This is a genomic window from Kitasatospora sp. NPDC052896 (genome assembly GCF_044547075.1).
Classification (GTDB): Bacteria; Actinomycetota; Actinomycetes; order Streptomycetales; family Streptomycetaceae; genus Kitasatospora.
On record NZ_JBITZU010000011.1, the window covers coordinates 149,693 to 175,228 of the forward strand.

22 protein-coding genes and 1 pseudogene are annotated in these 25,536 nt (G+C 73.1%); 17 read left to right on the forward strand and 6 right to left on the reverse strand.

The features are described from left to right. The first annotated feature begins 27 nt into the window (after nucleotides 1-27). Genes ACIGXM_RS22830 through ACIGXM_RS22840 form a run of 3 tightly spaced genes read left to right on the forward strand, consistent with a single transcriptional unit; the run spans nucleotide 28 to nucleotide 1,624 of the window. On the forward strand, nucleotides 28-444 hold the full coding sequence (locus tag ACIGXM_RS22830) for a septum formation family protein (protein WP_396563680.1): 417 nt from the start codon (nucleotides 28-30) through the stop codon (nucleotides 442-444). Next, the gene (locus tag ACIGXM_RS22835; RefSeq protein ID WP_396563681.1) at nucleotides 441-923 is read left to right on the forward strand and encodes a hypothetical protein; all 483 of its coding nucleotides are present in this window, start codon (nucleotides 441-443) and stop codon (nucleotides 921-923) included. The genes ACIGXM_RS22830 and ACIGXM_RS22835 overlap by 4 nt, the downstream gene beginning before the upstream one ends. Next, entirely contained in the window at nucleotides 920-1,624 is a 705-nt protein-coding gene (locus tag ACIGXM_RS22840) for a hypothetical protein (RefSeq protein ID WP_396563750.1), read from the forward strand. The genes ACIGXM_RS22835 and ACIGXM_RS22840 overlap by 4 nt, the downstream gene beginning before the upstream one ends. A gap of 117 nt (nucleotides 1,625-1,741) precedes the next feature. On the opposite strand, the pseudogene ACIGXM_RS22845 reads toward ACIGXM_RS22840, so the two are convergent. Then, nucleotides 1,742-1,807: pseudogene (locus tag ACIGXM_RS22845) on the reverse strand (hypothetical protein); the annotation flags it as partial. Beyond that, nucleotides 1,780-1,992, reverse strand: a complete 213-nt coding sequence (locus ACIGXM_RS22850; protein WP_396563683.1) for a hypothetical protein — start codon at nucleotides 1,990-1,992, stop codon at nucleotides 1,780-1,782. The gene ACIGXM_RS22850 and the pseudogene ACIGXM_RS22845, both read right to left, overlap by 28 nt. 212 nt (nucleotides 1,993-2,204) lie before the next feature. Here ACIGXM_RS22850 and ACIGXM_RS22855 point away from each other — a divergent pair, with 212 nt between their 5' ends. Further along, a complete protein-coding gene (locus ACIGXM_RS22855; protein WP_396563685.1) occupies nucleotides 2,205-3,542 on the forward strand; it encodes a hypothetical protein in 1,338 nt (445 codons plus the stop codon). A gap of 208 nt (nucleotides 3,543-3,750) precedes the next feature. Here the strand turns inward: ACIGXM_RS22855 and ACIGXM_RS22860 are convergent, their stop codons facing one another. Together ACIGXM_RS22860 and ACIGXM_RS22865 are read right to left on the reverse strand one after the other, a co-directional pair. Beyond that, the gene (locus tag ACIGXM_RS22860) at nucleotides 3,751-4,428 is read right to left on the reverse strand and encodes a response regulator (protein ID WP_396563687.1); all 678 of its coding nucleotides are present in this window, start codon (nucleotides 4,426-4,428) and stop codon (nucleotides 3,751-3,753) included. Continuing rightward, nucleotides 4,422-5,636, reverse strand: coding sequence for a sensor histidine kinase (locus tag ACIGXM_RS22865; RefSeq protein ID WP_396563689.1), 1,215 nt, complete (start codon nucleotides 5,634-5,636; stop codon nucleotides 4,422-4,424). Before ACIGXM_RS22865 ends, ACIGXM_RS22860 begins: the two co-directional genes overlap by 7 nt. A 341-nt stretch (nucleotides 5,637-5,977) precedes the next feature. On the opposite strand from ACIGXM_RS22865, the gene ACIGXM_RS22870 reads away from it, so the two are divergent. The 6 genes from ACIGXM_RS22870 to ACIGXM_RS22895 all read left to right on the forward strand — a co-directional run bounded on the left by ACIGXM_RS22870 (nucleotide 5,978) and on the right by ACIGXM_RS22895 (nucleotide 11,202). Next, nucleotides 5,978-6,559 (forward strand): DUF2306 domain-containing protein, encoded by a 582-nt coding sequence (locus ACIGXM_RS22870; RefSeq protein ID WP_396563691.1) that lies wholly within the window; start codon nucleotides 5,978-5,980, stop codon nucleotides 6,557-6,559. A gap of 267 nt (nucleotides 6,560-6,826) precedes the next feature. Further along, nucleotides 6,827-7,300: a hypothetical protein gene (locus ACIGXM_RS22875; protein ID WP_396563693.1), complete on the forward strand. Its 474-nt coding sequence runs from the start codon at nucleotides 6,827-6,829 to the stop codon at nucleotides 7,298-7,300. Nucleotides 7,301-7,303: 3 nt separating this feature from the next. After that, nucleotides 7,304-8,146: an endonuclease/exonuclease/phosphatase family protein gene (locus tag ACIGXM_RS22880; protein WP_396563694.1), complete on the forward strand. Its 843-nt coding sequence runs from the start codon at nucleotides 7,304-7,306 to the stop codon at nucleotides 8,144-8,146. Between the two features lie 191 nt (nucleotides 8,147-8,337). Next, nucleotides 8,338-8,751 carry a YybH family protein gene (locus tag ACIGXM_RS22885; protein WP_396563696.1) on the forward strand — a complete coding sequence of 138 codons (414 nt, stop codon included), beginning with the start codon at nucleotides 8,338-8,340 and terminating at the stop codon, nucleotides 8,749-8,751. A gap of 221 nt (nucleotides 8,752-8,972) precedes the next feature. Then, entirely contained in the window at nucleotides 8,973-10,592 is a 1,620-nt protein-coding gene (locus ACIGXM_RS22890; RefSeq protein ID WP_396563698.1) for an MFS transporter, read from the forward strand. Then, a complete protein-coding gene (locus ACIGXM_RS22895; protein ID WP_396563699.1) occupies nucleotides 10,582-11,202 on the forward strand; it encodes a TetR/AcrR family transcriptional regulator in 621 nt (206 codons plus the stop codon). Before ACIGXM_RS22890 ends, ACIGXM_RS22895 begins: the two co-directional genes overlap by 11 nt. Before the next feature lie 182 nt (nucleotides 11,203-11,384). On the opposite strand, the gene ACIGXM_RS22900 is transcribed toward ACIGXM_RS22895, so the two are convergent. Beyond that, on the reverse strand, nucleotides 11,385-12,596 hold the full coding sequence (locus tag ACIGXM_RS22900) for an FAD-dependent monooxygenase (protein ID WP_396563701.1): 1,212 nt from the start codon (nucleotides 12,594-12,596) through the stop codon (nucleotides 11,385-11,387). Nucleotides 12,597-12,721: 125 nt separating this feature from the next. Between ACIGXM_RS22900 and ACIGXM_RS22905 the strand changes: the two genes are divergently transcribed. After that, a complete protein-coding gene (locus tag ACIGXM_RS22905; RefSeq protein ID WP_396563703.1) occupies nucleotides 12,722-13,363 on the forward strand; it encodes a TetR/AcrR family transcriptional regulator C-terminal domain-containing protein in 642 nt (213 codons plus the stop codon). A 104-nt stretch (nucleotides 13,364-13,467) separates the two neighbouring features. Here ACIGXM_RS22905 and ACIGXM_RS22910 read toward each other — a convergent pair whose 3' ends face one another. After that, nucleotides 13,468-14,244: an SDR family oxidoreductase gene (locus ACIGXM_RS22910; protein ID WP_396563705.1), complete on the reverse strand. Its 777-nt coding sequence runs from the start codon at nucleotides 14,242-14,244 to the stop codon at nucleotides 13,468-13,470. Between the two features lie 197 nt (nucleotides 14,245-14,441). Here ACIGXM_RS22910 and ACIGXM_RS22915 point away from each other — a divergent pair, with 197 nt between their 5' ends. From ACIGXM_RS22915 to ACIGXM_RS22940, 6 genes are all read left to right on the forward strand, one after another. After that, entirely contained in the window at nucleotides 14,442-15,314 is an 873-nt protein-coding gene (locus tag ACIGXM_RS22915) for a helix-turn-helix transcriptional regulator (protein ID WP_396563707.1), read from the forward strand. Nucleotides 15,315-15,481: 167 nt separating this feature from the next. Further along, on the forward strand, nucleotides 15,482-18,286 hold the full coding sequence (locus tag ACIGXM_RS22920; RefSeq protein ID WP_396563709.1) for a LuxR C-terminal-related transcriptional regulator: 2,805 nt from the start codon (nucleotides 15,482-15,484) through the stop codon (nucleotides 18,284-18,286). Between the two features lie 538 nt (nucleotides 18,287-18,824). Continuing rightward, nucleotides 18,825-19,019: a hypothetical protein gene (locus ACIGXM_RS22925; protein WP_396563711.1), complete on the forward strand. Its 195-nt coding sequence runs from the start codon at nucleotides 18,825-18,827 to the stop codon at nucleotides 19,017-19,019. A 229-nt stretch (nucleotides 19,020-19,248) separates the two neighbouring features. After that, a complete protein-coding gene (locus ACIGXM_RS22930; protein ID WP_396563713.1) occupies nucleotides 19,249-21,765 on the forward strand; it encodes a lantibiotic dehydratase in 2,517 nt (838 codons plus the stop codon). Beyond that, nucleotides 21,756-23,549 (forward strand): hypothetical protein, encoded by a 1,794-nt coding sequence (locus tag ACIGXM_RS22935; RefSeq protein WP_396563715.1) that lies wholly within the window; start codon nucleotides 21,756-21,758, stop codon nucleotides 23,547-23,549. Before ACIGXM_RS22930 ends, ACIGXM_RS22935 begins: the two co-directional genes overlap by 10 nt. After that, complete coding sequence (locus ACIGXM_RS22940) at nucleotides 23,546-25,525, forward strand: TOMM precursor leader peptide-binding protein (protein ID WP_396563717.1); 1,980 nt, start codon at nucleotides 23,546-23,548, stop codon at nucleotides 25,523-25,525. Before ACIGXM_RS22935 ends, ACIGXM_RS22940 begins: the two co-directional genes overlap by 4 nt. Nucleotides 25,526-25,536: the final 11 nt, after the last annotated feature.

The following is a 25,536-nucleotide window of genomic DNA, read 5'->3' on the forward strand; positions in this document are numbered from 1 at the left end:
TGAACGCGGGGAGATGACGACAAGGCGATGGCTGTGCGACACGACCCGAGCAACGCGAACGGCCGACACCATGGCGGCGGTTCCGGGGAGTTCATGCAGGAGGGCCCGCCCGGTCAGCGGTTCGGCGGGCCGGCCACCGCCGGACAGGGCACGGTGCGGTCGATCGAGGCGGTCCCGTGCGCCCAGCCGCACGACGCCCAGGTCATCGGCATCTCCATGCTCACCGACGACTCCTACGACGACGCGACGGTCAAGAGCGAGGCCGACGACACCTGTCAGAAGATGGCGTCCGGCATCACCGTCGACCAGACCAAGCTCGGCAACGACGCGAACATCGTCGACTTCACGCCCACCGCGGACTCCTGGGGGAACGGCGACCGCCGGGTCACCTGCGCCGTGGACAACGGCACCGGAAACAGACTCACCGGCTCGGTGATGAAGTGACCCAACTGGACGAGACCCGACTCGGTCCCGTGGTGGTGCGTCTTCGGGGCACCCCCGGCCTCGGCGGCCACCTGGCGTACATCGCCGCCTTCGCGCTGGTCGCGGGGGTGGTCGGAATCAGCACCGGCGAGGTCCTCGACGGGCTGTACGGCCTCGCGGTGGGCACCCTGGCGGGTTCGCCGGTCGTCCTCGGGTGGCGGCAGGAGGTGACGATCCATCAGGATGCCTTCGTCTGGCGGCGGCTGACCGGCACCCGCACCATCGCGCGCACCGAGATCAGGAGCCTGCGACGGATCAGGTTCAGCAGCTTCCCGCGCGGCAACTACGAGGTGCTGGCGGTGACCCTGCTCAACGGGCATCAGCTCTCCATCGGGTGGATCCAGGACCCGGCGCGGCTCGCACGGCTGCTGTCCGGCGCGGAGCCCGCGCCCATGTCGGCCTGGCAGCCGCCGGAGCCGACGGGACGGGGTCACCGGTGATCGCCGCTCTGATCGTCCCCGCGATCGGCCTCCTGGTCGGCCTCATCGTCCTGTTCCGGGGCGGCGCGCCGATGCGCGGGAGCAGCCGCACGTACGCCCGGTACCAGGCGGGGCACCTCGCCTGGCTGCTCGACCTCGTCCTCGTCGAGGGCGACCCGGCCACCAACCTGGGCGTCAGGCTCGCGAACCCCGAGATGCGGCGCGGCCACTCGCCGGCCGAGCCGCTGGACGTACGGGTCCTGCTGAGCGGCTCACCGCACGGGGTGCGGGTCGAGCTGTGCTACGAGTACCGGGAACAGACGACACGGAGCATCGGGTCGGTCACCCGGCGGGAACAGTTCGCCTGCCGGATGACCGCCGTGGCGGCTCAGCCCTTCCCGCCGTTCGAGGTGACGTCCCGTCGTGTCCCGCGGGGCACCATCGATCGGCTCCAGGAACTGCCCACGACGAGCACCGGACGGCCCGAGATCGACGCGGCCCACCTCGTCGCCACCTCCGTGCCGGCGATGGCGGAACTGCTCGGCGAACTGCTGGACGGCTTCGCGCCGTTCGCCGCCTCCGGGGTGCACCTGGTCGGTGACGGGCAGCGCATCGCGTTCGTGATGCGGCACAACGGATTCCCCTTCGTCCGCACCTCGCTCGACCACGCGGTCACCATGCGGGACCAACTGACCCTCCTGGTACGGAAGGTGGGCGGCTGAGCGGAACCTCCCCCACGCCGCGCCAGGCGCCTCGCCCAGCAGGGCGCGAGTGGGGCCCGCCCGGTTGGCCGCACCGAGTTCGCGGTAGCTCCGGCCGAGGTGGGACTCCGCGGTCCGGCGGCTCGGGAACGACTCGTCCGCGATCTGGCCGTTGGTCAGCCCCTCGCCGGCCAGTCGGGCCATTTCGCGTCCCCGCGCGGTGAACCCGTCGAGCCGGGGGCGCGCGGCTTCGGCTCGGCCGCCAGCTCGGCCCCCACCGTCTCGGCCAGCCCGGCCAGCGCGGCCCGGCCCGGCATCCCCCGGGCGTTGGCGGCCGGCCAGTTCCCGCGCACGCCGACGCGGTCCACCGCTTCGCTCGCCGCCGCCATCGCCCGCGGATCGCCCGACCCCCGCAGCCTGCGACACGGAATGTAATCAGACTGTTACAGTCGATCACGGCGGACGAGCTGGCGGAAATTCTCGCCGCTTCCGCGGGATTGCATCAACTCCCATGTCGCGCATGCCGGTTCGATCAGATCGCGGTGGCAGTCACCGCATCGGCCCCATCAGCAGGCGCCCACCCAGAAGGCGGTAAGCACTCATGGCGCAGGAACCAAGGATCGACGTCGAACTCACGTTGGCGCAGGGCGAGGGGACGACCTCGACGGAGAAGCTGGCGGAACTCACCCGGCACCTTCCCCCGGGGCCGTGGTTCGGCACCCGGATCGGCCCGGCGCGCCGGGCCGGCGAGCGGCAGGCGGACGAGGTCTGGGAGCTTCGGTCGGCCCGGCCGTACCGGCGCGAGGTGGCCCAGGGCACGGCCGCCGTCTACCGCGCCGACGGACACCAGCGGCTGCGGCGGCCGTTCATCTTCGCCGACGGATTCAACTACGGCCCCAGTGACCTGCCGGGCCTGTTCGCTTACTTCAACGCGCCCTACGAGGGAAGCAAGATCGGCTTCCTCGACCAGCTGCTCGCCGCCGGCATCGACGTCATCCTGCTCGGCTTCGAACAGCGGCACACCTACATCCAGGCCAACGCCGGAGTGGCGATCAGTGCCATCCAGCGGGCCATCTCGGAGCGGGAGGGCGACGCGGAGCTGATCGTCGGCGGGGTGAGCATGGGTGGTTTGATCACCCGCTACGCCCTCGCCGAGATGGAGAGCCAGCGCCTCGACCACCAGACCGGCACCTACCTCTCCTGGGACTCCCCGCACAACGGCGCCTGGATCCCACTGATCCTCCAGCAGCTCGCCTACTTCTTCGAGTCGGCGCCGGTCGAGCCCGGCAGGATCAAGCCGGCCGAACTGATCAGGAGCCCCGCCGCGCAGCAGCTGCTCTGTGCCTGGGTCCCCGACGCGAAGTACTCCGGGCCGGTCGCCACGGCCAGCGAGCTGCGCACGCAGTTCCTGGCCGAGCTCGAGGAGCTCGGCCAGTTCCCGGTCCGTCCGCGCAAACTGGGCGTGGCCAACGGCACCGGGAACGGCACCGGACGCGACCTGCCGGCCGGCGCCCAGGCCTTCAAGAAGCAGCTGCCGCTGGTCTACTACGTGGAGGCGAACTTCCAGCCCGACCGCGGTGAGCACCAGCCGATCGGCGAGATGCGGGCCCTGGGGCAGGTGCGGCGCGGCTTCACCTCGCACGTCCCCGGCCTCGACGGCGCGCCCGGCGGCATCCTCGACACCTTCGGCGACATCGCCGAGGCGCTGAACGCCGAGATCCCGGACGCGTACAAGCTCAGCAACTTCGTCCCCTCCGTGAGCTCCGTCGCGCTGGACTTCGACCCGGCCAAGTGGAACATCGACCCGTACGAGAAGGTCGAAGCCGCTCACGAGAAGAGCGCGCTCGACGAGTACAAGTGCGACACCCGCAACAGCGAGCACAGCGAGGTGACCAGGCCGCTGGTCGACTGGATCGTGGAGCAGCTCACCCGCCGCTGACGCCCCCGACCGCAGGCACACCTCGGGCACCTCGACGGCTCACCGCCCCCGAGGTGCCCGCCCGCACATCCGGCGGGGCGTCTGCGACCACGGCCAACCCGCCGACCTCACCATCACCCCTGCTGGTCGGGAGCGTGGCGCGGGTACGAGGTGGGTGAGGTCGAGCGGCTCCGCACCCGGCTTCCCGGCCCGGGGCCTCGGGCGGTGCTCAACGGGTGCTGCCCCAGGACGTCATCAGACCGCCCTGGTAGGCGAGGGCGACCGCCTGCGCGCGGTCACGCGCACCGGCCTTGGCCAGGACGCGCTTCATGTGCGTCTTCACGGTGGACTCGGCCACCAGGAGCAGGTCGGCGATCTCCGCGTTCGAGTAACCCTCGGCGGCCAGCCGGAGCACCTCGCGCTCGCGTGCGGTCAGCTGAGCCAGCCGCCGGTCCTGGACGGCGGGCGCGGCCCGGCCCGGCTCCCGGCCGGCGAGCTGGGCGACCAGGTCACGGGTGACAGCCGGGTCCAGCAGCGCCTCTCCCGCGGCCAGGGTCCGCACCGCGTCGACGAGGCGCTCGGGCGAGGCGCGCTTGAGCAGGAAGCCCCCGGCGCCGGCCCGCAGCGCACCCCACACGTACTCGTCGTGGTGGAAGGTCGTCAGCACCAGCACCCGGGTCGCCAGGCCTGCGGTGACGATCCGGCGGGTCGCCTCGACGCCGTCGATGCCGGGCATCCGCACATCCATCAGGACCACGTCCGGTGCCAACGACCGGCACAGCTCGACCGCGAGCAGACCGTCGGCCGCCTGGCCGACGACCTCGATGCCGTCCTCGCTGCCCAGCACCAGCGCGACCCCGGCCCGCAGCAGGGCGTCGTCGTCGGCGACCACCACCCGGATCAGCACGGGATCGGGAGCACGGCATGCAGCCGGAACCCGCCCCGTTCACCTCCCCGGTGCTCCACGCTGCCCCCGAACATCGACACCCGCTCGGCGATCCCCAGCAGCCCGCGGCCCGGGACGTAGCCGCCGGACGCGCCCAGCCCGTCGTCGAGGACCTCGATGTCCAGCACGTCCCCGTCGCGGCGGACCGTGACCTCGGCGCGGTTGGCCCGCCCGTGTTTCACGGTGTTGGTGAGGGCCTCCTGCACGATCCGGTAGGCCGACATGTCGATGCTCCGGGGCAGCCTGCGGGCGGCGGGGTCGATCCGGGCGGTGACCCGGATCCCGGCCTGCTCCATGCGTCCGACCAGCCTGGCCACCTCACCGAGGCCGGGCTGCAGACTCGGCCCGTCCGCGGCGGCGTCCGACTCCGCCCCGGGCGGCCGGCCGGACGGTGAGGGGCCGTCCGCGACCGCGGCACCGGGTGAGGCGGGTCCGCCCCGGCGCAGCAGCCCCAGCACCCGGTCCAGCTCCTCCAGTGCCTCCCGGCCGGTGTGCTCCATGCCCGACAGCAGCTCGCGGGTCTGCCTCGGATCCCGGTCGATGAGCCGCCGGGCGGCGCCGGCCTGCACGAGCATCACGTTGAGCGTGTGGCCGACGAGGTCGTGCAGCTCCCGGGCGATGCGGGCCCGCTCAGCGTCGACCACCCGCTGCCGCAGCTGCCGCCGCGCGGCCTCCCGCTCCTCCTGCCGCCGGGCCGTGCCGTACCCGAACGCCCAGGCCAGCAACCAGATGAAGAGGACGCCGGCGGGTATCACCGGGTAGGTGCGGGCGGCGCCGGTGAAGTACGCGGCGATGCCGAGGAGCACGATGACCGGCGCCAGCCGCGCCCGGCCCCGCGTCGCGTACAGACCCAGCGAGTACAGGCCGACCAGGTTCGCGTACGGCGAGACGGGGCTGGGCAGCACGAACAGGGCCTCTGCGGACAGCGCGGCCGAACCGACCAGGTACGAGGTCAGCGGCGCCGTGCGCCGTAGGGCGAGCGCGCCCGCCACGACCACGCTCAGCGCCACGGCCACCGGCATCCGCGCACCGATCCGCGGCGCCGCGCCGACCCGTTCGACCAGCATCGCCGCCAGGAACACGGCGGCCAGGGCGCGGTCGACGACCGCCGCACCGGGCCGCACTCCACGCCGGGCGGTGGCCCCCAGCGACCGCAGGCGCCCTGCCATGGTGCGGGTCCTGGCCGGGATCAGGCGAGTCATTGCAGCTCCGGGGGTCTGTCACCGCCGCGCGGTGCCGGTTTGGGACGATAGCGGTACCGGCCGCGCCGCACATCGCCCTGTGGGGGTACGGCAGCTGTACCCCGAGCGGGGCAGGCGCCGCCGCCGCCCGCGCCGTACCCCCGCCGGGGTACCCGGAACGACCCCGGCGGGAGGACGCCGCCCGCACCGCCCGCTCGTAGCGTCCTCGTCATGAACTTCCCCGCAGTCAAGCATCCTCGGCACCCCGCCAGTTCCAGGGCGGACCGGTGATGGCGGCCCCCGGTCTCCGCCGGTCCCGGTGGATCTCGATGACCGTCCTGGCCACCGTGACGGCCCTGGTCGCCTCCCGCTACTTCACGCTCGACCCCGCCACCTTCCTCCCACAGCAGCGGGCGGTCTACCTCGCCCACCTCGCCCCGCTCCTGCTCCACATCGGCGGCGGCGTCCTGGCACTGTCGCTGGGCCCCTGGCAGTTCTCGCACCGGCTGCGGACCCGGTCCCCGGCGGTGCACCGGGCGATCGGCCGCGTCTACCTCGTGGGGGTCCTCGCGGCCGGGATCGGGGGCCTGCTCCTGGCGCCCGAAGGACTGGTCGGCCCGATCGCACCCCTGGGCTTCTCCGCACTCGCGGTCCTGCTCCTGGGCACGTCGACGGCGGCGTACGTCACCATCAGACGACGGTCGGTCGTCCGCCACCAGATCTGGATGATCCGCTCCTTCGCCCTGATCTTCGCGGCGGTCACCTTCCGCCTGTGGCTGACCGTCCTGCCCGCCGTCGGCCTACCCTTCGACCAGGCCTACGGAAGCGGTGCCTGGACCTCCTGGCTGATCAACCTGCTGGTGGCCGAGCGGCTCATCGCCTCGCTCGAGCGTCGGCACCGACCCGGTTGACGACACCGCAGCCGGATCGGGGACTCCGGCTCGCTGCCCGGCCGCCACTGGCCCGTGGACGAGGTCGGCGGTGTGCCGTGCTCGTAGGAAGCGGGGCCGACGGGATGGCCGGAACTCGGCGGTCAGCCGGGCCGCACGCCTGCCGAGGGCGGCGGAACCCGGTGAACCGCACAGCCGGAGCACGTAGTTCTACCGATTCCCTCGGGCCCCGCCATCGGGCAGACTCACCCGGGCGACAGGAGCAGCGACCGATTCGAGAGGAACCGAGTGAAGAACTGTCTGGGTTGGCTCATCGTCATCATCGTGCTACTCACGGTCCCCGGCGCGATATTCACCATCAGGTGGTGGAATTCGGGTGACAGGTCGAGCATGCTGAGCCACGCCCAGCTCCAGTCGCTGAGACTTTCCGGCACCTGGAAGAACCGTGACGGCGCCACCATCACCTTCTCCAGCCACCCGTCCGGCAGCAGTGGCGCCCAGGGCGGCGCCACCTTCGCCGACGTCCCGCACATCTTCACCTTCGGGTCGGGCACAGCGCCGATGTCGGGCACGGGCCACTGGCAGCTGGGCAAGATGTGGGACTCTCCCACCGGCCTGGTCATCAGCTTCGAGAACAGCGCGACGAAGCAGAACTCCCCGACCTCGGTGCTCCTGCTCGCCGAAGGCGATCCGGCCTCTCCCACTCTGATCTGCGACAGCAGGAAGTCGAACCCCGCCTGCGATTTCACAAAGGTCTCCTGAACCTTGGCTCCGGCAGAACACCAGGTGTCCGCCGGCCGGCAGGCGGGCGACGCGAGCACGCTGACGGTCGCGACGCTGAACACGCGCGGGTCCCCGTTGTCGGGCACCCACCGGGCCGAGCGGTCCGCGGCCATCGGTGCGGAGTTCGAACACTCGCCCGTCGGGGTCGTCGGTTTCCAAGAGGTCCACACCTACTGCCACCTGAAGCAGCTCAGGGCCCACCTGCCCACGTTCGCGCACGTGGCGTACGTCCACACACCGGTCGGACCCGCCGGCGGGTTGGTGACCTTCTCCCGCACCCCGTTCGCCGAGACGCGATTCGAACGGTTCGGTCGGGCGCGTGGAACGTCCGGCATGCGGTGGCGCACACGGGTCATCGCCGCGCTCAACGGGAGCCTGATCACGCGCGTCGCGGGCCACGACCTCCACATCGTCAACACCCATCCCGTCGCCAATCACGATGGCGACTGGAGCGAGGCCAACCGCTTCCACGCGCTCCAGAGCAGCCAGTACGCGGCGCTCGCGCAGCTTGTGCGCGAGCTCTCCCCGCGGGTCGTGGTCATCGGCGACTTCAACGCTCCCCGCGAGAGCGCCGTCCATGCCACGTTCATCGCGGAGACGGGCCTGCGCGATGTCTTCGGCCACCGGTGCCCGCCCACGTTCCACGCCGAGTACCTCGGCCCCGGGCAGGCACCGCAGTGCGTCGACTTCATCCTGGCCGCCGGGGACATCGTGGCCAGGCACGCGGAGCTGATCCTCGACCAGGAGGTCGCGATGCCGTTCGGCCGCGGATTCGTCTCCGACCACCTCGGCCTGCGCGCGGACCTGCTGCTCCACGGCTACTGAGGTGGGACAGCCCGCTCCTCGACGCGCCCTTCGCCAGCGGCGGCCCGTCCCACCTGACCGACCTCGCCGAAGCCAGCGCCGCGCACTCCCCTCTTCGGTTGGCCTTGACGCCCACGTCAAGGCGTAGCTTCGGGAAGATCGCTGCCGCGCACCCGTGGCAGCGGCTCCCTCACAGAGCGGAACACGCGAACATGCCCACAGTGGCCGACTCCCGCGACCGCGCGGCCCTGGTCGAGCACGACCAGCGCTTCTTCGACGCCCTGGTCGCCGCCGACACCGCCCGCCTGGGCGAGCTGCTGGCAGACGACTTCATCCTGGTCAGCGTGGAGGACGGCTCGGTCGTGCCCCGGTCCACGCTGCTCGACGCGGTCTCCCGCGGGCTCGTCACCTTCCCCGCCGTCCAGTCCTTCCCCGAGGAGGCTGTGGTCCGCCGCGTCGGCGACGTCGCCATCGTCGTCGGGCGGACCAGCATGAACGTCGTCAACTCCGACGGCACCACCTTCGCGACCGGAAGCCGCTACACCCACGTCTTCGCGGCGGACTCCGCCACGAGCTGGCGTCTCGTCTCCGCCCAGGGCACCCGGATCACGTTCGCCGCCACGTGAGAGCGCGGTGGGGGCGACCCGGCATCCGCCGCGCGACCTTCCCCCGCCGGACTCGGCGCGCCGCCGCTTCGCGGGCGCAGGACGCCACCGGGCGCGCGGCGGCTGGCTTCCGGTGCCCCTGTGGGACGGACCACCATTTCGGACCTTCCAGGTCTCGTAAATCATGGTACCGTTTTCGAGACCTCAAAGTCTCGTAATCGCAGGGAACGGAATACCCTTCTATGACCACCCCCACCGTCGACCCCAGGGTGCACAGGCGTCGCTGGCCGATCCTGGGCGTTCTGGTGCTGAGCCTGCTGGTCGTCGTCCTCGACTCCAGCATCCTCAACGTCGCCCTCAAGACCATCGCCGACCCGGTGAAGGGCCTCGGTGCCTCCGAGACCGACCTCGAGTGGGCGACCAACGCCTACACCCTGGCCTTCGCCGGGCTGCTGTTCACCTGGGGCGTCCTAGGCGACCGGATCGGCCGCAAGAAGCTGCTGCTGCTCGGCATGACGGTGTTCGGCCTCGCCTCGCTCGCCTCCGCCTACTCGCAGTCGCCGGGAGAGCTGATCGGCGCCCGCATCCTGATGGGTGTCGGCGGAGCCGCGGTCATGCCCACCACGCTGGCGATCATCTCCAACGTCTTCGAGCCCAAGGAGCGCGCCAAGGCCATCGGCATCTGGTCCGGCGCCGTCGGCATCGCCATCGCCATCGGCCCGATCACCGGCGGCGTCCTGCTCGAGCACTTCTGGTGGGGTTCGGTCTTCCTGGTCAACATCCCGATCGTGCTGCTGGCCCTCGCCCTGATGGTCGTTCTCGTCCCGGACTCCAAGAACCCCAGCCCGGGCCGGTTCGACCCGGTCGGCGTGCCCCTGTCGATCGCCGGCATCACCGCCTTCGTCTACGGGATCATCCGGGCCGGCGACATCGGCTGGCTCAAGCCCGAAGCGCTCGGCATCATCGCCGCCGGCGTGGTCCTGCTGGTCCTGTTCATCCTGTGGGAGCGCAGGACGGACCACCCCGCGCTCAACGTCAAGCTCTTCCGCCACCGGAGCTTCTCGGCCGCCGTCGCCGTCGTCGGCATGGTCTTCTTCGCCCTGATGGGTCTGACCTTCTTCCTCTCCTTCTACATGCAGGCCGTCCGCGGCTTCTCGCCGCTGAAGTGCGGCGTGCTGCTGATCCCGCTGGCGGCGGCCCAGTTGATCTTCTCCTCGCGCAGCGCGGGCCTGGTCAAGCGCTTCGGCCACAAGGCGGTCACCGCCACCGGCATGGCCCTGGTCACCCTCGCGCTCGGCTCCTACGCCTTCGTCGGCACCGACAGCCCGATCTGGCACCTGGAGATCGCCCTGTTCGCCATGGGCATGGGCATGGCCAACGTGATGCCCCCGGCCACCGCCGCGGTGATGGCCTCGGTACCGCGCGAGAAGGCAGGCGAAGGCTCGGCGATCAGCAACACCGTCCGCCAGGTCGGCGGCGCCCTGGGCGTCGCGGTTCTCGGATCGATCCTCACCTCCGCCTACCGCAGCCGGATGACTCCCGTCCTGGACTCCGTGCCCCAGCTGCACTCCAGCCCCGGCACCGTCAAGGACCTGTCCGGCTCGATCACCGCCACCCAGGCCTTCATCGAGAAGGTCGGCCCGCGCGCCGACGCGCTCGCCGCGCCCGCGAACGACTCCTTCGTCCACGCCATGCACCTGGCCGTCGGCGGCTCCGTCACCGTCGGAGCACTCGGCGTCCTGATCGCCCTGCTGTGGCTCCCCGGCCGCAACGCCCTGGCCCACGGCGGACCGCACGGACCGGGCGCACCCGTCGTTCCCGGCCAGGCCCGGACCGAAGAGAAGGTGCCCGTTGCCGACTGAGACCCCGCAGCCGGGCGAGCGCCCCGCCCGCGGGCGCCCCCGCAGCGCCGACTCCGAACAGGCCATCCTGCGGGCCGCCCTCGATCTGCTCGCCGAGGGCACCGACCTCGGCGACATCAGCATCAACGCCATCGCGGCCCGCGCCGGCGCCGGCAAGAACACCGTCTACCGGCGCTGGCCCAACAAGGACGCGCTGCTCGTGGACGCGCTGGCCTCGCTCAACCGACCGGTCCCCGCGGCCACCAGGCAGACCACCCGGGAGAACCTGACCCTGCTGCTCGCCACCATGGTCACCCGCCTGCAGGACACCAGGGCCACCCGGATCATCAACGGAGCGATGGCCGCGGGCGTGAAGTACCCGCAACTGCGCCAGCGCTACTACACCGACGTGATCGAGCCCCGCCGGGAGGCGATGCGACAGGTCCTCAGGAGCGGGATCGCCAGCGGCGAGCTGCGCCCGGACATCGACCCCGCCGCGATCGTGATCACGCTGACCGGCTCGCTGATCGCGCGCTCCATCGAGGGCACCGTGCCCGAGGGTCCCCCGGAGAAGGTCGCCGGTGACCTGGTCGACGTGATCCTCTTCGGCATTGCCCGCAGGCCGGACTGACCGCGCTCCGGGCGGGGAGAGGCCCGGAACCCGGCTCCTCCCCGCCTCGGCCGGGCCGCGTGCGGCGGCTGCGCTGCTCTCGGCCTCGCGGGCCTCGACCCTGGCACCGTCCACCTTGCCGCGGCACGACCGCGAGCAGGACCGGGCCGGCCGGATCGCCCGGTCGCGACCGGCGACCACGGCTACACCTGCGGGCAGGCGCGGTTGGCGGCGGTGACCACGTCCTCGCGCAGCGCGTGCACCCGGTCCTCCTCGGCCTGGCTGATCCGGTGGTCGCCGGCTCCCTCCGCGAAGACGAACCAGTCCTTCGAGCGGACGGCCAACTCCCGGCCGAGGGTGACCATCTCGTTGATCCGCTTCTCGTACCGCGCGAACGCGGCCTCGGCGTCGTCCGGGCTGGAGATGATCTCCTCGGCGAGCACGGCCGCCCCCACGATCGCCAACGTCGCGCCGACTCCCGACAGGAGCGACGGGGCATGGGCGGCGTCCCCGGCCAGGACGATCCGGCCGCGGTGCATCCCGTCCATGACGACCTGGCTGATGGGGTCGAAGTAGAAGTCGGTGGACCGGTGCATGGCGTCGACGAGTTCCGGGACCTTCCAGCCGAGGCCGGTGAACGCCTCGGCCACCAGCCGTTGCTGGGCGGCGATGTCGCGCCGGTCGTAGGTCAGCGATTCGGAGCGGAAGAACCATCCGACGACCAGGTCCCGGTTGTCGTGGACGGTGTAGCAGCCCAGCGTCCGGCCGGGGAGGTTCAACAGCAGGCCGGTGCGGTCCAGGCCCAGGGTGTTCGGCATCGTGAAGTGGCCCTGGTAGCAGCCCAGGTGCCGGACGAAGTCGGTTTCGGGTCCGAAGGCCAGGGACCGGGTCCGGGAGTGCAGTCCGTCGGCGCCGACGACGAGGTCGAAGGTGCGGCGGGCTCCGCTGTCGAACGTCACCCGGACATCGTCGCCGGTGTCGGCGAGCGCCGTGACCGTGTCGCCGAACAGGTACTCCACGCCGTCCTGGGCGGCGCCGAGCAGGATCGCGTTGAGGTCGCCGCGCGGCAGTTCGACGTCGCCGGCGATCGCCTCGGCCGGGAGCATCGCGATCGTGTCGCCCTCGCGGTCGATGCGGTGCATCGCCCCGTTGCCGGTCTGCTGTGCGCGGACCGGATCGAGCACGCCCATCGCGGCCACCACGTCCACCGCGGCACCGCGCAGGTCCACCGCGTTGCCGCCGGTCCGCACGCCGGGGGCGTACTCCACCACGGTCACCCGCAGCCCGGCCCGTGCCAGCAGGTGGGCCAGCACGGTGCCGGCGATGCCGGCACCGGAGATCAGCACCCGCCGGTCGTCGGGCGCGGGCGTGCTGTCGCCGTGGGTGGCCGGGGTGGTGAATTCATGCCTGGTCATGCCGAACCCCTTCGAGGTTGCCGGGCAACGCCCGGTGTTCCGGTACGACCGTGACGCTAGCCCCGTTCTTGACCAGTGGTCAAGAACGGGGTTTTGGTACCGTCCTCTCGACGGAAGGCAGGTGGATGGCACGTCTGGACCGGGCGGCAGTGATCGCCGGCGCGTGGGATTTCGTCGAGGCCCACGGCCTCGACGCCCTGACCATGCGCAAGCTCGCATCCTCGTTGGGCGTCAATCACGGCACCCTGTACTGGCACGTGGAGAACAAACGGGCACTCGTCGACGCACTCGCCGAAGACCTGCTCGCCGGAGTCGCCGACGTCGACCCGGCCCACCAGGGCGCCGATCGCCTGATCGCCCTGGCCGGCCGACTGCGGTCGGCACTGCTGTCGCACCGCGACGGAGCGCGCGTCATGGCCGGAACCTTCGTCCGGCAACCCAACACACTGGCGTTCGGCGAAGCCGCCATCGCGGCCGCGCGCGCCGCGGGAGCCCAGAGCGCCGACGCCGCACTGGCCGCGTTCTCCGTCCAGTACTTCGTGCTCGGCTTCACCATCGAGGAACAGGCCCACCAGCAGCTGACCGCCGCCGACGCCCAGCCCACCGACACCGCCGACACCACCGACTTCGACGCGGACCGCTTCCCGCTCGTCGCATCCGCGCTGGACACCATGCGGGAGATCCCCCGCGACGCGCAGTTCGACTACGGCGTACGCCAGCTGGTCCGATCCCTCCGCTTCACGGAGCGGCGTGGGCGCTCCGACTGAGCGGGCACTTCCACGAGGACCGGGCAGCGCGCGGTCGGCGTCGGCGCTGGACCGTGGCGGGCCCGCCCTCGCCGCGGGCGGACCCAGGAGGGGTACCGGGAGGGTCAGTTGGGCTGGCCGGTGGGCATGATCGTGACCTGCTGGAGATTCACCCGCGATGGCAGCGTGGCGATGAAGCCGACGGTCTCGGCGATGTCCTGCGGCGAGAGCCACTCCATCGTCTCCTTGGCGCCCGCCAGCCACTGGAGCGCACCGTCATCGGTGACGTGGCCCTGCAGCTCGGTCGCGACGATGCCCGGCTCGAGCGCCGACACCCGCACGTTCTTGGCGCCCAGCTCGGCACGCAGATGACGCGAGAGGTGCGTGACGTACGCCTTGGTGGCGCAGTACACGGCGAAGTTCGGGAAGATGTTCTGCGCCGCGATCGACGAGGTGTTGATCAGGTCGGCCACGCCGCGCTCCCCGGCAGCCCTGACCAACTGCGGGGTGAACCCGCCGATGACGTTCATCAGTCCGCTGATGTTGAGGTCGATCTGACGCCGCCACTGGTCGGTGGCCAACTCCTCGATCGGGGCGGGCAGCATCACGCCCGCGTTGTTGAACAGCAGGTCGGCGTCGCCCAGCTCGGCCGCCACCTGGCTGGCGGCCGACCGCACAGCCGCGGCATCGGTCACGTCGACAGCGATCGCCAAGGCGGTACCGCCGCTCTTCTCGATCCGGGAGACCAGCTCGTTCAGCCGGTCCGCGCGCCGGGCCAGGACGGCGACGTACGCGCCCAGCCCCGCCAGGTGTTCGGCCGAGGCTTCGCCGATGCCGCTGGAGGCACCGGTGACGACCGCCACGCGGCCGGTCAGGGGCTTGGCCATGGTTTCCGTGGACATGGGGCACACCTTTCGAAGGGGGGTTGACTCAAGGGGGACCGTGGCCGACTGCCATCGGCCACGCATCCAGCACACCACCCCTGAGCTCCGCTCACGGGGCTTCAACCGGCCCTGGGCAGGCGGGTATCGGGAAGGCAGGTACTGACAGGGCCACCCAGGGCGGACCGCACCGCAGGTGACTGCCCCACACTGGGCGCATGGACCGTAGTAGCGAGATCGCCGACTTCCTGCGCTCCCGTCGCGCCCGGATCACTCCCGACCGGGCGGGCCTGGCAGCGGACGGCCGCACCCGGCGGGTGCCGGGACTGCGCCGCGACGAAGTCGCCCGCCTCGCCGGCATGAGCACCGAGTACTACACCCGTCTCGAACAAGGCCGCGCCGGAACCCCGTCCCCGGAGGTCGTCGAGGCCCTCGTGGGCGCGCTCCAGCTCGATCCCGCGGAGCGCGAGCACCTCACGGACCTGCTGGCACGGCCCACCCGCGCCTGCCGCTCCCCCATCGGTCCGCAGCGGGTCCGCCCGGGCCTGTACCTCATGCTCCAGACCCTGGAGCACGTCCCCGCCTTCGTCATCGGCCGCCGCACCGACGTGCTGGCCGCCAACCGGCTGGCGCGCGCGGTCCTGACCGACTTCGACGCCCTCCCCGCCACACAGCGCAACCTCGCCCGCTACTACCTCCTGAACCCCGACGCCCGTGACCGCGTCGCGGACTGGGCACAGATCGCCGCCGAGACCGTCGCCATGCTCCGCCTCGAAGCCGGCCGACACCCGCACGACCGGCGACTCGCCGACCTCGTGGGCGAACTCACCCTGCGCTCACCCGAATTCACCACCTGGTGGAACGACCACCGCGTCCTGCGCCGCACCCACGGCAGCAAGCACTACCGCCACCCCGTCGTCGGCGACCTCCACTTCACCTACGAGGCCCTCCAACCTGCCGGCGACCCCGACCAGACCCTGTGCGTCTACACCGCCGAACCCGGCTCCGCCACCGCCGAGTCCCTACGGCTGCTGAGCAGCTGGGCCATGCCCGTCCCCCAGGAGCACACCCCGTCCGCCGAGTCACGGTGAACACCCCAGGCCTCGACCGCCCCAAGCTGCCCTGGGGCAGGTAGCGGCGGGGGATGTCGATCCACCCGCTGTGCGTCCCGACCGGGACGGCGGTGACCGGCCGTCAGCGACGCGAATGCCGTGGACGGCTGATGATTCTGACACCCGGTACGGCTAAGGTGCCGCTCATGTCGGATGGAATACGGGACGGCGGATCTCTTCTCGAAGGTTCGCCGGCGTGGGGGGTGGCCGCCGGAGCGCGTCAGCTGTTCGGGCGGTCGCGGGAGATCGAGGCGCTGCTGGGGGTGCTGGGTGGCCTGAGGACGGCGGGCGGACGGGCGATCGCGCTGGTCGGGGAGCCGGGCATCGGCAAGAGCGCGCTGATGTTCACGGCCGTCGCGCACGCCAGGGCCGCCGGGGTCCGGGTGGACGCGGCCCAGGGGCAGTACGCGATCGCACCCGCGTTCCCGGACCCGCGGTCACCGCTGGACGAGCCCTGCGACGGGCGCGAGCGGGTGGCGCGGGGCGTCGGCGCGGTGGTGGCGGTGGACGACCTGCACCACCTCGCGGCCGATCAGATCCCGGGCCTGGAGCGGATGCTGCAGGCGACCGCCACCAGTCCGCTGCTCTGCCTGCTGGCCTACCGGCAGCGCCAGCTCTCGCCCGCGCTCGCCGCCGTGCTGTCCCGCGCGATGTCGGCCGGCCTGCTCGAGGTGTGGCAGCTGGGGCCGCTCCCCCTGGCAGCGACGAGGGAGTTGCTCGGCGAGCGCCCCGACCTGGCGGAACTCCATCGCGAGGCCCTGGGCAATCCGCGGTACCTCGAGATCATGGCCGCCGACGGCCAGGCGATCGCCGTGGCCGGCACGGCGATCCTCGGCGAACTGGCCGACCTCGACGACACCGCGCTCACCGTGCTCCAGGCCGCAGCGGTGTTCGGTCACTCGTTCCACCCGGAGCTGCTCGCCTCGGCTCTGGGGCTGGAGTCGGCCGACACCATGCGGGCGCTGGACCGGCTCACCGGCCTCGACCTGGTGCGGCCGGCCGAAGCCGGGTCGAAGATGGTACTGCGCCACCCGGCGGTGGGCGCGGTCGTCTACCAGCAGCTCGAACCCAGCCGGCGCCGGGACCTGCACCGCCGCTCGGCGGCCGCGCTCGCCAAACTGGCAGTGCCGATCGCCCGGCGGGCCCACCACGTGGCGCGGTGCCTCGACCCGAACGAGCCGGAGCACCTCACCACCCTGATCGCCGCCGCCCGGGACGCGCTGCACACCTCTCCGGCGGTGTCGGCCAGGTATCTGGAGGTCGTACTGCCGCTGCTCCGGGAGGACGGGGAGCACTGGCACGAAGCGCGGGTGCTGCTCGCGCAGACCCGGCTGCTGACCGGCGACGCCGCCGAGAGCCGGGCCCTGCTCGACGCGCTGCGCCGGCCCGTGGTCGGCCAACCGCCGCGCGGGGACCACGACCTGACCGCACTCGCCGACGCGAGCCGGGCCGAACGGCAGCTCGGCCGCTACACCGAGGCCGGCGCCATGGCCCGCGCCGGGCTGGCGGCCCTGGCCGACCGCGACTGCGCCACGGCAGCCGCCCTGCACGCCGAACTCGCCGACTGCGCCTACGACCTGCAGGACTACGCGAGCTGTCGGCAGCATGCCGAGACGGCCGCCGCGATCGCGCGCCGGAACCACGACCGGGTCGGCGAGGCCAAGTCCCTGGCCCAGGTGTCGCTCGCCCACCTGTTCACCGGGGACCTGGCCGCGGCCGACCGCACGGCGGACAGCGCGGTCGAACTCGTCGACGCCATCTCCGACGCCACCCTCCTGACCAACCTGGAAGCCCTGTACCAAGTGGGCTTGGCCGAAGGGATCCTCGGACGCCTGGCCGCCGCCGAGCGCCACCTCACCCGAGGCGCGACGCTGTCCCGGCGCACCGGGCAGACGTACGTCCAGCCCGCCCTCCTGATGGCGCTGGCCAACACCCAACTGCGCTGCGGGAACCTGCGCCGCACGCTGGCCACGCTCGACGAGGCCGACCGGCATGCCGAGTTCGACGGCAACCCGGCGATCCAGGCGGTGCTGGCGATGATCCGGGCCGAGGTCCTGCTGTGGCGGGGCGGCTCCGCCGAGATGCGCGGGGTGCTCGCATCGGCTGATCGCGCCGCGGCGCTCGCCGACGGTCAGGTCACCGCCTGGGCCGTCAACGTCCGCTGCTCCCACGCCGAACTCGTGCTGATCACCGGCGATCCAGCCCGAGCGGGCCGGCTGCTGCTGGACGCCGCGGGCGGCGTCGACCTGCCCCGGATCACCGGCTGGCGCCAACCACGCTGCTACGAGACCCTGGTGCGGGCCGCGGTTGCCGAGGGTGACCGGGCGATGGCCGAGCACTGGGCGCACCTGGCCGAGACCCGGGTCGACGAGCTGCCCTCCGCCAGTCGGCGCGGGTACGCCGGGCGCGCACGGATGTGGGCCCACACCGTGCGCGGGGACCTCGAGCGGGCCCGGCTCAGCGGGCTGGCGGCGGTCGCGGACTTCACCGTCGGTGGTGAGCGCATCGAGGTGGGCCGCACGCTGGTCGCGGTGGCCGCGCTCGCGCTGGACGCCGGGCGGACCGAGCAGGTGGACGGGTGGCTGGAGCAGGCCGCGGCGCTGGCCCAGCAGTGCGGCTCGGTCCGACTGGCCGACGAAGTCACCCACCAGCGTGCCCGGTTGTTCACCGCGCCGGCCGCTCCCGCCGCTCCCTCGGCTTTTGCCGCGCCCAACGCCCAGGGCGGCGCGGACCTGGCCGTGCCGGCCCTCCTGGCCCTGCTCACCGGACGGGAACGGGAGATCGCCCACCTCACAAGCACCGGCCTGACCAGCGGAGAGATCGCCAGCAAGCTGTTCCTCAGCGTGCGCACGGTCGACAGCCACCTCGGTCGGATCTACCGCAAACTCGGCGTCTCCAACCGGGCGAGCCTCACCCGCGCCCTGCTGAGCGAGGCACCCGGCGCGGCGTGAGGGGAATCGTCGCTCGGCCGCCCACCCGCCCTGCGGGAAAGGCCAGTTGGCCCCGCAGGGCGACCGCGTGGTCGAGCGGGGCGCGGGCCCTGCCGACCACCTCGGGCCGCACGCGAGCGTCTACCACCACCCGCCGCTGAACGCCACCGCCCGCCACCCACCGCTCCACCGCGTCAGGCGAGTGTCAGTGATGTGTGCACGAGCGGGCCCTCGCGGCGACCCCGTGCCGATCCGGTGACCAACGAGCCCGCATCACAAGCACGTTCACCACCACCCCCGCACGCCCGGAACGGCGTGACAACGGCGTGACACCAACACGGCCCCGCACTCCCACCGCCCTCACACGGCAACAAGTTGCCACACCCCGAGGGCGGATCACCCCTCCGCGCGGTGCAACTTGCTGCACCGGGATCTCCTTGTCGCACGGCGAGTCACGGCCGGAGGATGGCGAGTACTCCAGGTCCGGGCACCCTCGGGCACCCCCACGACCCGGAGACCCCACGTTCCCCCTGCGAACCCCAGAAAGGACCGATGCGCCATGAGCATTGACTTCGCCACCTTCGACCTGACCGAGCTGGCCGTGCTGGACCTCGACACCACCGCACCGCAGACCTCCCACACGGCGCTGTTCCTCGACGACACCGAGGACCTGCTCGGCAAGCCGAGCATGGACGTCGTGGGCCCGATGTGCTGCTCCTGCGTGACCAGCGCCTCCTGCTGCTGCGCACAGTGACCCACTGACCCTGCCCCACCCCCGACGCCCCTGGCTCTGAGGCCGGCGTCCCCCCTAGCCCGGTAGCACCGGGCCGGCCCCTGCGTACCCCTGCTCCAGCTCACTGGAGACGGGACAACGCGTCACACCTGGAGTCACCATCAACCGATCCGAACCAGGTCAGGCCACCCACCCACAAGAACGGACAGCCGGTTACCCACAGGACCAGGCCGGTCTCGCGGACACCACCATGGTGCGCGTCAACCCCCTGCCCGGACGCCGCCTCGGCACCACCGCCCTGACCACAGCGATCACCGCGCTGACCGAGGCCGAGCAACTGTGCACCACGCTCGCCAACGCCGCCTGCGCCGAACTGTTCGAGCTCGCCGCGACGGCCACCGGACGCGAGCTACGACCCGTCCTGGAGCTCAAGCGCGCGATCCACAACCAACGCACCCCCAAAGCGTCCGCGGCCGGCCGCAGCTGGCCCACCGCGACCACCGCATGGCTGACGGCCCGGAAGCACGGCGACCTCGCACGGAGTGTGCTGACCACGGGCTACGAGCACTCCCTGGCCAAGGAACGGGCCACCCTGGCCGAAGTGGTCGGAGCCGAGCCGTTCCAGTCGTCCCTGGCGCTCACCTCACCCGGGGTACTCGCGGCGGTGCGCCGCTACGCCCGCTCGGCCGGCCACCCCTCCAAACAGGACCGGAAGTCGGAACGAGGCATCCTGCAACACCTGACCCGGGCCATGGTGCGCACCTCACCACTGGCCCGGTTCACCGCGATCGGCTTCGCCTCCTGGTCCGAGCAAGGCACCGCGCTCGACCGATTCACCTTCCACCGCAGCCGCGCGCACGCGATCGCCTCGGTGGACCGGGCACTGTTCGCCGCCCTGGTCGAGGGCCTGCTGCCGGTGGGCGGCGGAGTGGCGCGGGTGACCACGGTGCGCCGCAACCCCTCGCTGCGCACCACGCAGGACGCCGTGCGTTTCCGCCGGCGCGACGGCTCGCGGATCCAGGTGCTCGCCACCCCGCTCACCCCACAGCTGACCACCCTGCTGGACCTGCTCGCGCTGGGGCCGCTCGCGCCCACCGAGCTGGTCCTGGCACTGACGGACCGTCTGCGGTGCACCGAGCGGGAGGCCTCGGAGCTGGTCCGGGCCGCGTGCGAGGCGCAGATCCTGCTGCCCGGACCGGTCCTGGACGAGCAGGCGGCGGACCCGCTGCCGGCCGCCCGGGACCTGCTGCGCGAGCACGACCCGGTCGCGGCCGCCGAGCTGGCCGAGGCGGCCGCCTCGCTCGGGCGCCTCCCCCACGCGACCGTGCCGGAGCGGGTGGCCCTGCTGAACCGGTTGGAGTCGGCGCAGCAGCGGCTGACCGAGCACGGCACCCGGCCGGGCCGGCTGCGGGTCAACGAGGATTACGTGCTCGAACCGTTCGAGGTCTCGACCGGCGGGCACCGGCAGGCTCTCGACGACCTGGCCCGGATCGCGGACTTCGCCGCGCTCTTCGACCGCCATCAGGAGCTGCGGGCCCTGGCCTGCGCCCTGTTCGTGGAGCGCTTCGGCCCGGGCGCCGCGGTCCCGCTGCTCGACCACGCCGCCGCTCTGGTCGAGGCGCTCCGTCGTGCCGAGGCCCGGATCGCTCAGCCGGACGGGGCGGACGGGATGGCCGGCCCGCGTGACGGTTCGCTGGCCCAGCTGCTGAAGCTGCGCGCGACCGCCGTGCGCACGATCGCCGAGCGGATCGCCCGGCACCGGGCCGAGCAGCCGCAAGCCGAGGAGCTGGCACTGGCGCCGGACCTGCTGACCGAGTTGGCGTCCGCGCTGCCCGAGCGGTTCCGGCGCCCGTCGGCCTCCTACGGGCTCACGGTCCAGCCGGTGGCAGGGCGGCTGGTGCTGAACGGCTGCTTCCCGGGCCACGGCCTGCTCGGCATGCGCTTCCTCGGCGCGGACCGCGATCTGGGCGGCCGGGCGGCCGATTCGATCGCCCGGCGCGCCACCGCGGTCCTCTCGGCGGACGGCATCGCACCGTGCGAGGACCGCGGACTGCACGGCTTCAACATCAACCACCGGATCCCGCTCCTGGAACGGACCGTCACCCCCGAGGGTTGGCTCGGGATCCGGCTGGCGCACGACCCGGTCCGGGACGAGCTGGTCCTGCTGGACGCGGACGGCGCCCGGGTGCGTCCGGTCACGCTCGGCATGCGCTGGCAGGAGCTGCACCCGGCCCCGCTGCGCATCGCCACGCTGCTGGCCGACACGAGCCCGGTGGCGGTCGACGCCTTCGGCTGGGAGAAGCCCCCCGTGACCGGTTCGCCGCAGCGCACCGCGGCCACGCCCCGGCTGACGGTGGGCCAGGTGGTGCTGCAGCGCCGCCGCTGGTATCCCGGGGCCGACTTCCCGTCCGCGCCCGGTCCCGCGGATGCGGCCCAGTACCTGGTCGACCTCACCGCGTGGCGGGCGGTGCACGGGGTCCCGGACCAGGTGATGATCAAGACCGCCCCGGACCCGGCCGCCCTGGCCCGCACGCCGGGGAGCGGCGGCCAGCCGGCGCAGTGGCGGCCGGAGAAGCCGCAGTACGCCGATCTGGCCAGCGCGCTGGCGGTCCGGGCGCTGCCCTGGTTCCTGGAGCGCCGTTCCCCCGGCAGCTACCTGGAGGAGGCCCTGCCGGGAGTCCACCAGGGGCGCCACGCCGTCGAATGGGTCATCGAGTTCGACCGCCCCGCCGGGGCCCGATTCCAGCAGAGGACGTCATGCGAGTGAAGCTCCGTCCGGACGCGCACTGCGCCCCGGTGCCGCAAGGGATCCACTGGAGCCGGGGCGAGCGCTCGTTCGTGCTCTCCGGTCCGCCCGCGCTCTTCACCGTCGTCGACGACCAGTTCGGCGCCCTGCTCGACGGGACGAGCGTCGACGAGATGGTGGCGGCGACCGGGGACGAACGGTCGCGGCCCGTCCTCGAACACATCGTGCGCGCGCTGCTCGCCCAGGACGTGCTGATCGACCTGGACGCGGTGGCGGGCCCGCTCCCGGACCCGCGCAGCGCCACCGAGCACGCCGCGCTGCTGTGCTACCTGGAGGCGAACTGCGCCGAGCCGTACCGGGCCTTCGCCGCGGTGCGCGCCGCCCGGGTGGCGGTCGCCGGCGGCGGGCCCGGGGCCGACGCGGTGCGGCGCGGGCTGGCCGCCAACGGCACCGGGGAGACCACGGACCTCGAGCTCTCCGCCACCGCGGCCCCTGCTGCCTCCGCGACGGTGGTGGTGCTGATCGACGACTGCGACGCCCCGCTGGACCTGCTCTCCGCCGCCTCGCTCCTGACGCCGGGCACACCCGTGCTGCCGGTCGCCGCCGGGCCGGCCGTCGCCCTGGTCGGGCCGGTCTGCACCGACCCGGCGGAACTGCGGGCGTTCCTGGCCGTGGCGGCCCGGGCCACCGACTGGCAGCTGACCGGGGTGGACTCCGCGGCACCGCGCCCGGTCAGCGCGGTGCTGGCCGGGTCGCTGGCCGCCCAGGGCGTGCTGGCCCACCTGGCCGGTACCGCGGACGGCACCCGCTCCGCCTGGGTGGTGCACGGCCACGCGGTGCAGACCACCGCCGTCCCCGTGCCGCGGGCCGATCCCGGACCGGCCTGGCGCCCGCTGGACCCCACGGAGATCCCCGAGCCCGACCCCGACCCCGCCACCGCCACCGCCACCGCCACCGCGCGGGAGTTCCCGCTCGACGCCGCCCTCACCGCCCGGTGGACCGGCCTGGCCCGCTGGGGCCGTGACCTCGACCTGCCGCAACTGCCCATCAGCCTGGTCACCGCCCAGGTGGTCCCGGGCCCCGGACCGTCGGCCGCCCGCGGCACGGCCGGGCGCAGCACGGCCACCCGGGCCACCGGCCCGCACGTCCTGGGGTGGGGCGAGAACCGCGCCGCCGCCGGCCTGACGGCCCTGCTCACCGTGCTGCGCCGGCGCGCGGCCGAGGAGTGGAGCGCGGAGGGGGGCAACGCCGGGCTGGTCCCCGCGGCCGGGCTCACCCCGGCCCACCTGCTGGTGGACGGCCTGCTGCGGCAGGCCGGCCAGGACGCCCTCGTGCGGTCCGCCGGTGCGCCGCTTCCCTGGGAGAAGGTCGATGGCCTCACGGCCCGTACGCTCTGGGGCCTGCTGCGGGACTTCTTCGACGTCCCCGCCGAGCTGCGCCGGCACCCGGTGACCGGCCTGGACTGGCAGCTGGTCAGCGTGGCGGACGAGGTCACCGGCGAGGTGCTGGCCACCCAGTGGGGACCGCGGCTGGGCTCGGCCACCTACGCGGCCCTGTACGCCGCCACCGCCCGTGCCCAGTTCCAGGCGGCCGCGCGGACCGCGCCGCAGGCGCCCGTCCTGTCGCCGGACCCGGTCGGCACGTGGTCGCTGGAGGCCGCGCCGGACCGCCAGGTGCACGACTGCCTGCGCCAACTGCTCGCGCGTGCCAAGGCCCTGGGGGCGCACCCGCGCGCGCAGCGGCTGGTCCACGACGCGACCGCCGGCGAGCCGGCGCTGAGCTGCGGCTGGGTGGCCCTGGTATGAGCGCGCGGATCACGAGTGGCCTGAGCGCACGGATCACGGGCGCACGGATCCTGCCGGGCCCGGGTGCGCCGGCCGACCTGCTGGAACTGCCCTGGCACGAGCAGCAGGACGCGCGGCCGGAGCCGCTGATCGCCGTCGCCGCCGGCTACGACCCCGCGTGGGAGAGCCGGGCGCTGGCCATCGCCCGCGACCAGGGCCGCCCGCTGCTGTCCGTCCGGGCGACCTCGGCGGAGGTCCTGCTCGGGCCGCTGTGGATCCCTGACGGTGCGTCGGCCTGCGCCGGTTGCGCACAGGCCCGGGACACCGACCGGGACGCGCCCGGCCATGCCCACGACCCGACCCCACCCCCGGTGCGAACACCGGCACGGCCCCGGGCGGCGACACCGCGGGTCGCCGCGCCGGTCCTCGCGCCCGCCCTCGGACAGCTCCTCACCGAGCTGCTCCGGCATCACCGACCCCTGCTCGCCCCTGGCGAGCTGCTCGCGCTCGCCACTGACGGCCAGCTGCGCCGGCACCGGGTGGCGCCCAGTTACCGCTGTACGGTGTGCGCGGAGGCCCCGGGCCCACTGGTCGGCGATCCGGCCGACCCGCCACCGCCCCGTCCGCTGCTCCCCCGTCCCACCCGCGCCCCGCTGCCCGACCGCGGCGAGCCGCCGTTCGGCCTGGACCCCGACCGGATGCGCACGGCACTGACCGACCCCCGCTACGGACCGGTGCTGGGGACCCAGCGGATCCGTCCGGTCGCCATGGCGATGACCGAGACCCGCCTGCTCGGGGCGACCTTCGCGGGCTTCGGCCGCGGCTCGACCTTCCGGCGCGCCGAGCCCGTGGGCTGCCTGGAGGCGTACGAGCGCAGCGGCGGCTACCCGCACGTCGCCCCACTCGTGCGCGACGCCAGTGCGCGCGAGCTGGGCGAGCGCGCGATCGGGCTCGCCGGGCTGGGCCGGCACACCGCGCGGCAGCTGGCCTCGCCGCTGAGCAGCCTGCGGCCCTGTGACGAGGACACCCCGATGGACTGGGTGTGGGGCCACCCGCTGGACGGCGGCCCACCGCTGCTCGTCCCGGCCGAGATCGGCTTCTACCAGTACAGCTACCCCGTCCGCTCCACCGCGCCCGAGCACGCCAGGCGCAAGCGCTACTTCCACGACTCCTCCAGCGGCTGCGCACTCGGCGGCAGTTACGAGGAGGCCGCCTTGCACGCCCTGCTGGAGCTGGCCGAGCGCGACGCCTTCCTGCTCGCCTGGCACCGCCGCCGGCCGCTGCCCCGGATCGCGCCCGAGGAGATCACCGACCGTGAGTGCCTGCTGCTGATCCGGCAGATCGAGGACCAGGGCTACCAGGTCCACCTCCTGGTCGCCACGGTGGACCTCGCGATCCCGGTGGTCTGGGTGCTGGCCCTGCGGGAGGACGGCGGGATGCCGGCCACCCTCAGCTCCGCCGGGTCCGGCGCCGATCCGGTGGCCGCCATCAGGGCCGGCCTGTGGGAGCTGTCCCAGATGGTCAGCGCCGGGGTGGACTGGGACGTCGAGGCGACCCGCCCGATCGTGGCCGACCCGTGGCTGGTCGAGGAGATGTCCGACCACCACAAGCGCTACGCCTACCCTGAACTACTGCCCCGGATGCGTGAGTTGCTGGGCGGACCGGTGGTAGGCCCGGCGCGGGCCTTTCCCGGCTGGCCGGCGGACTTCACCCGCGCCGCCCGCGGGGACGTCACCCAGGCACTGCGGTTCGTCGCCGGGCTGTTCCGTGAGGCCGGCCTGGAGCGCATCGTGCTGGTCGACCAGTCCACGCCCGAGCACACCGCGGCCGGGCTCTCCGTCGTCAAGGCCGTGGTCCCCGGCATCCTGCCGATGTGCTTCGGGCAGGCGCAGCAGCGCCTCGCCGGGATCCCCCGGCTGGCCGCCGCGATCGCGGACGCCCGGGGCACGCCGCCGCGCGACGAGGACTTCCCCTTCGATCCCCACCCCTTCCCCTGAGGCGGCGCCAC

What these genes read in the sequence shown, in the direction of transcription:
- ACIGXM_RS22830 (WP_396563680.1), top strand. Translation starts at nt 28, where the DNA reads ATGGCTGTGCGACACGACCCGAGCAACGCGAACGGCCGACACCATGGC.
- ACIGXM_RS22850 (WP_396563683.1), bottom strand. Translation starts at nt 1,992, where the DNA reads ATGGCGGCGGCGAGCGAAGCGGTGGACCGCGTCGGCGTGCGCGGGAAC.
- ACIGXM_RS22855 (WP_396563685.1), top strand. Translation starts at nt 2,205, where the DNA reads ATGGCGCAGGAACCAAGGATCGACGTCGAACTCACGTTGGCGCAGGGC.
- ACIGXM_RS22865 (WP_396563689.1), bottom strand. Translation starts at nt 5,636, where the DNA reads ATGGCAGGGCGCCTGCGGTCGCTGGGGGCCACCGCCCGGCGTGGAGTG.
- ACIGXM_RS22870 (WP_396563691.1), top strand. Translation starts at nt 5,978, where the DNA reads ATGACCGTCCTGGCCACCGTGACGGCCCTGGTCGCCTCCCGCTACTTC.
- ACIGXM_RS22885 (WP_396563696.1), top strand. Translation starts at nt 8,338, where the DNA reads ATGCCCACAGTGGCCGACTCCCGCGACCGCGCGGCCCTGGTCGAGCAC.
- ACIGXM_RS22890 (WP_396563698.1), top strand. Translation starts at nt 8,973, where the DNA reads ATGACCACCCCCACCGTCGACCCCAGGGTGCACAGGCGTCGCTGGCCG.
- ACIGXM_RS22900 (WP_396563701.1), bottom strand. Translation starts at nt 12,596, where the DNA reads ATGACCAGGCATGAATTCACCACCCCGGCCACCCACGGCGACAGCACG.
- ACIGXM_RS22905 (WP_396563703.1), top strand. Translation starts at nt 12,722, where the DNA reads ATGGCACGTCTGGACCGGGCGGCAGTGATCGCCGGCGCGTGGGATTTC.
- ACIGXM_RS22910 (WP_396563705.1), bottom strand. Translation starts at nt 14,244, where the DNA reads ATGTCCACGGAAACCATGGCCAAGCCCCTGACCGGCCGCGTGGCGGTC.
- ACIGXM_RS22915 (WP_396563707.1), top strand. Translation starts at nt 14,442, where the DNA reads ATGGACCGTAGTAGCGAGATCGCCGACTTCCTGCGCTCCCGTCGCGCC.
- ACIGXM_RS22920 (WP_396563709.1), top strand. Translation starts at nt 15,482, where the DNA reads ATGTCGGATGGAATACGGGACGGCGGATCTCTTCTCGAAGGTTCGCCG.
- ACIGXM_RS22925 (WP_396563711.1), top strand. Translation starts at nt 18,825, where the DNA reads ATGAGCATTGACTTCGCCACCTTCGACCTGACCGAGCTGGCCGTGCTG.
- ACIGXM_RS22930 (WP_396563713.1), top strand. Translation starts at nt 19,249, where the DNA reads ATGGTGCGCGTCAACCCCCTGCCCGGACGCCGCCTCGGCACCACCGCC.
- ACIGXM_RS22935 (WP_396563715.1), top strand. Translation starts at nt 21,756, where the DNA reads ATGCGAGTGAAGCTCCGTCCGGACGCGCACTGCGCCCCGGTGCCGCAA.
- ACIGXM_RS22940 (WP_396563717.1), top strand. Translation starts at nt 23,546, where the DNA reads ATGAGCGCGCGGATCACGAGTGGCCTGAGCGCACGGATCACGGGCGCA.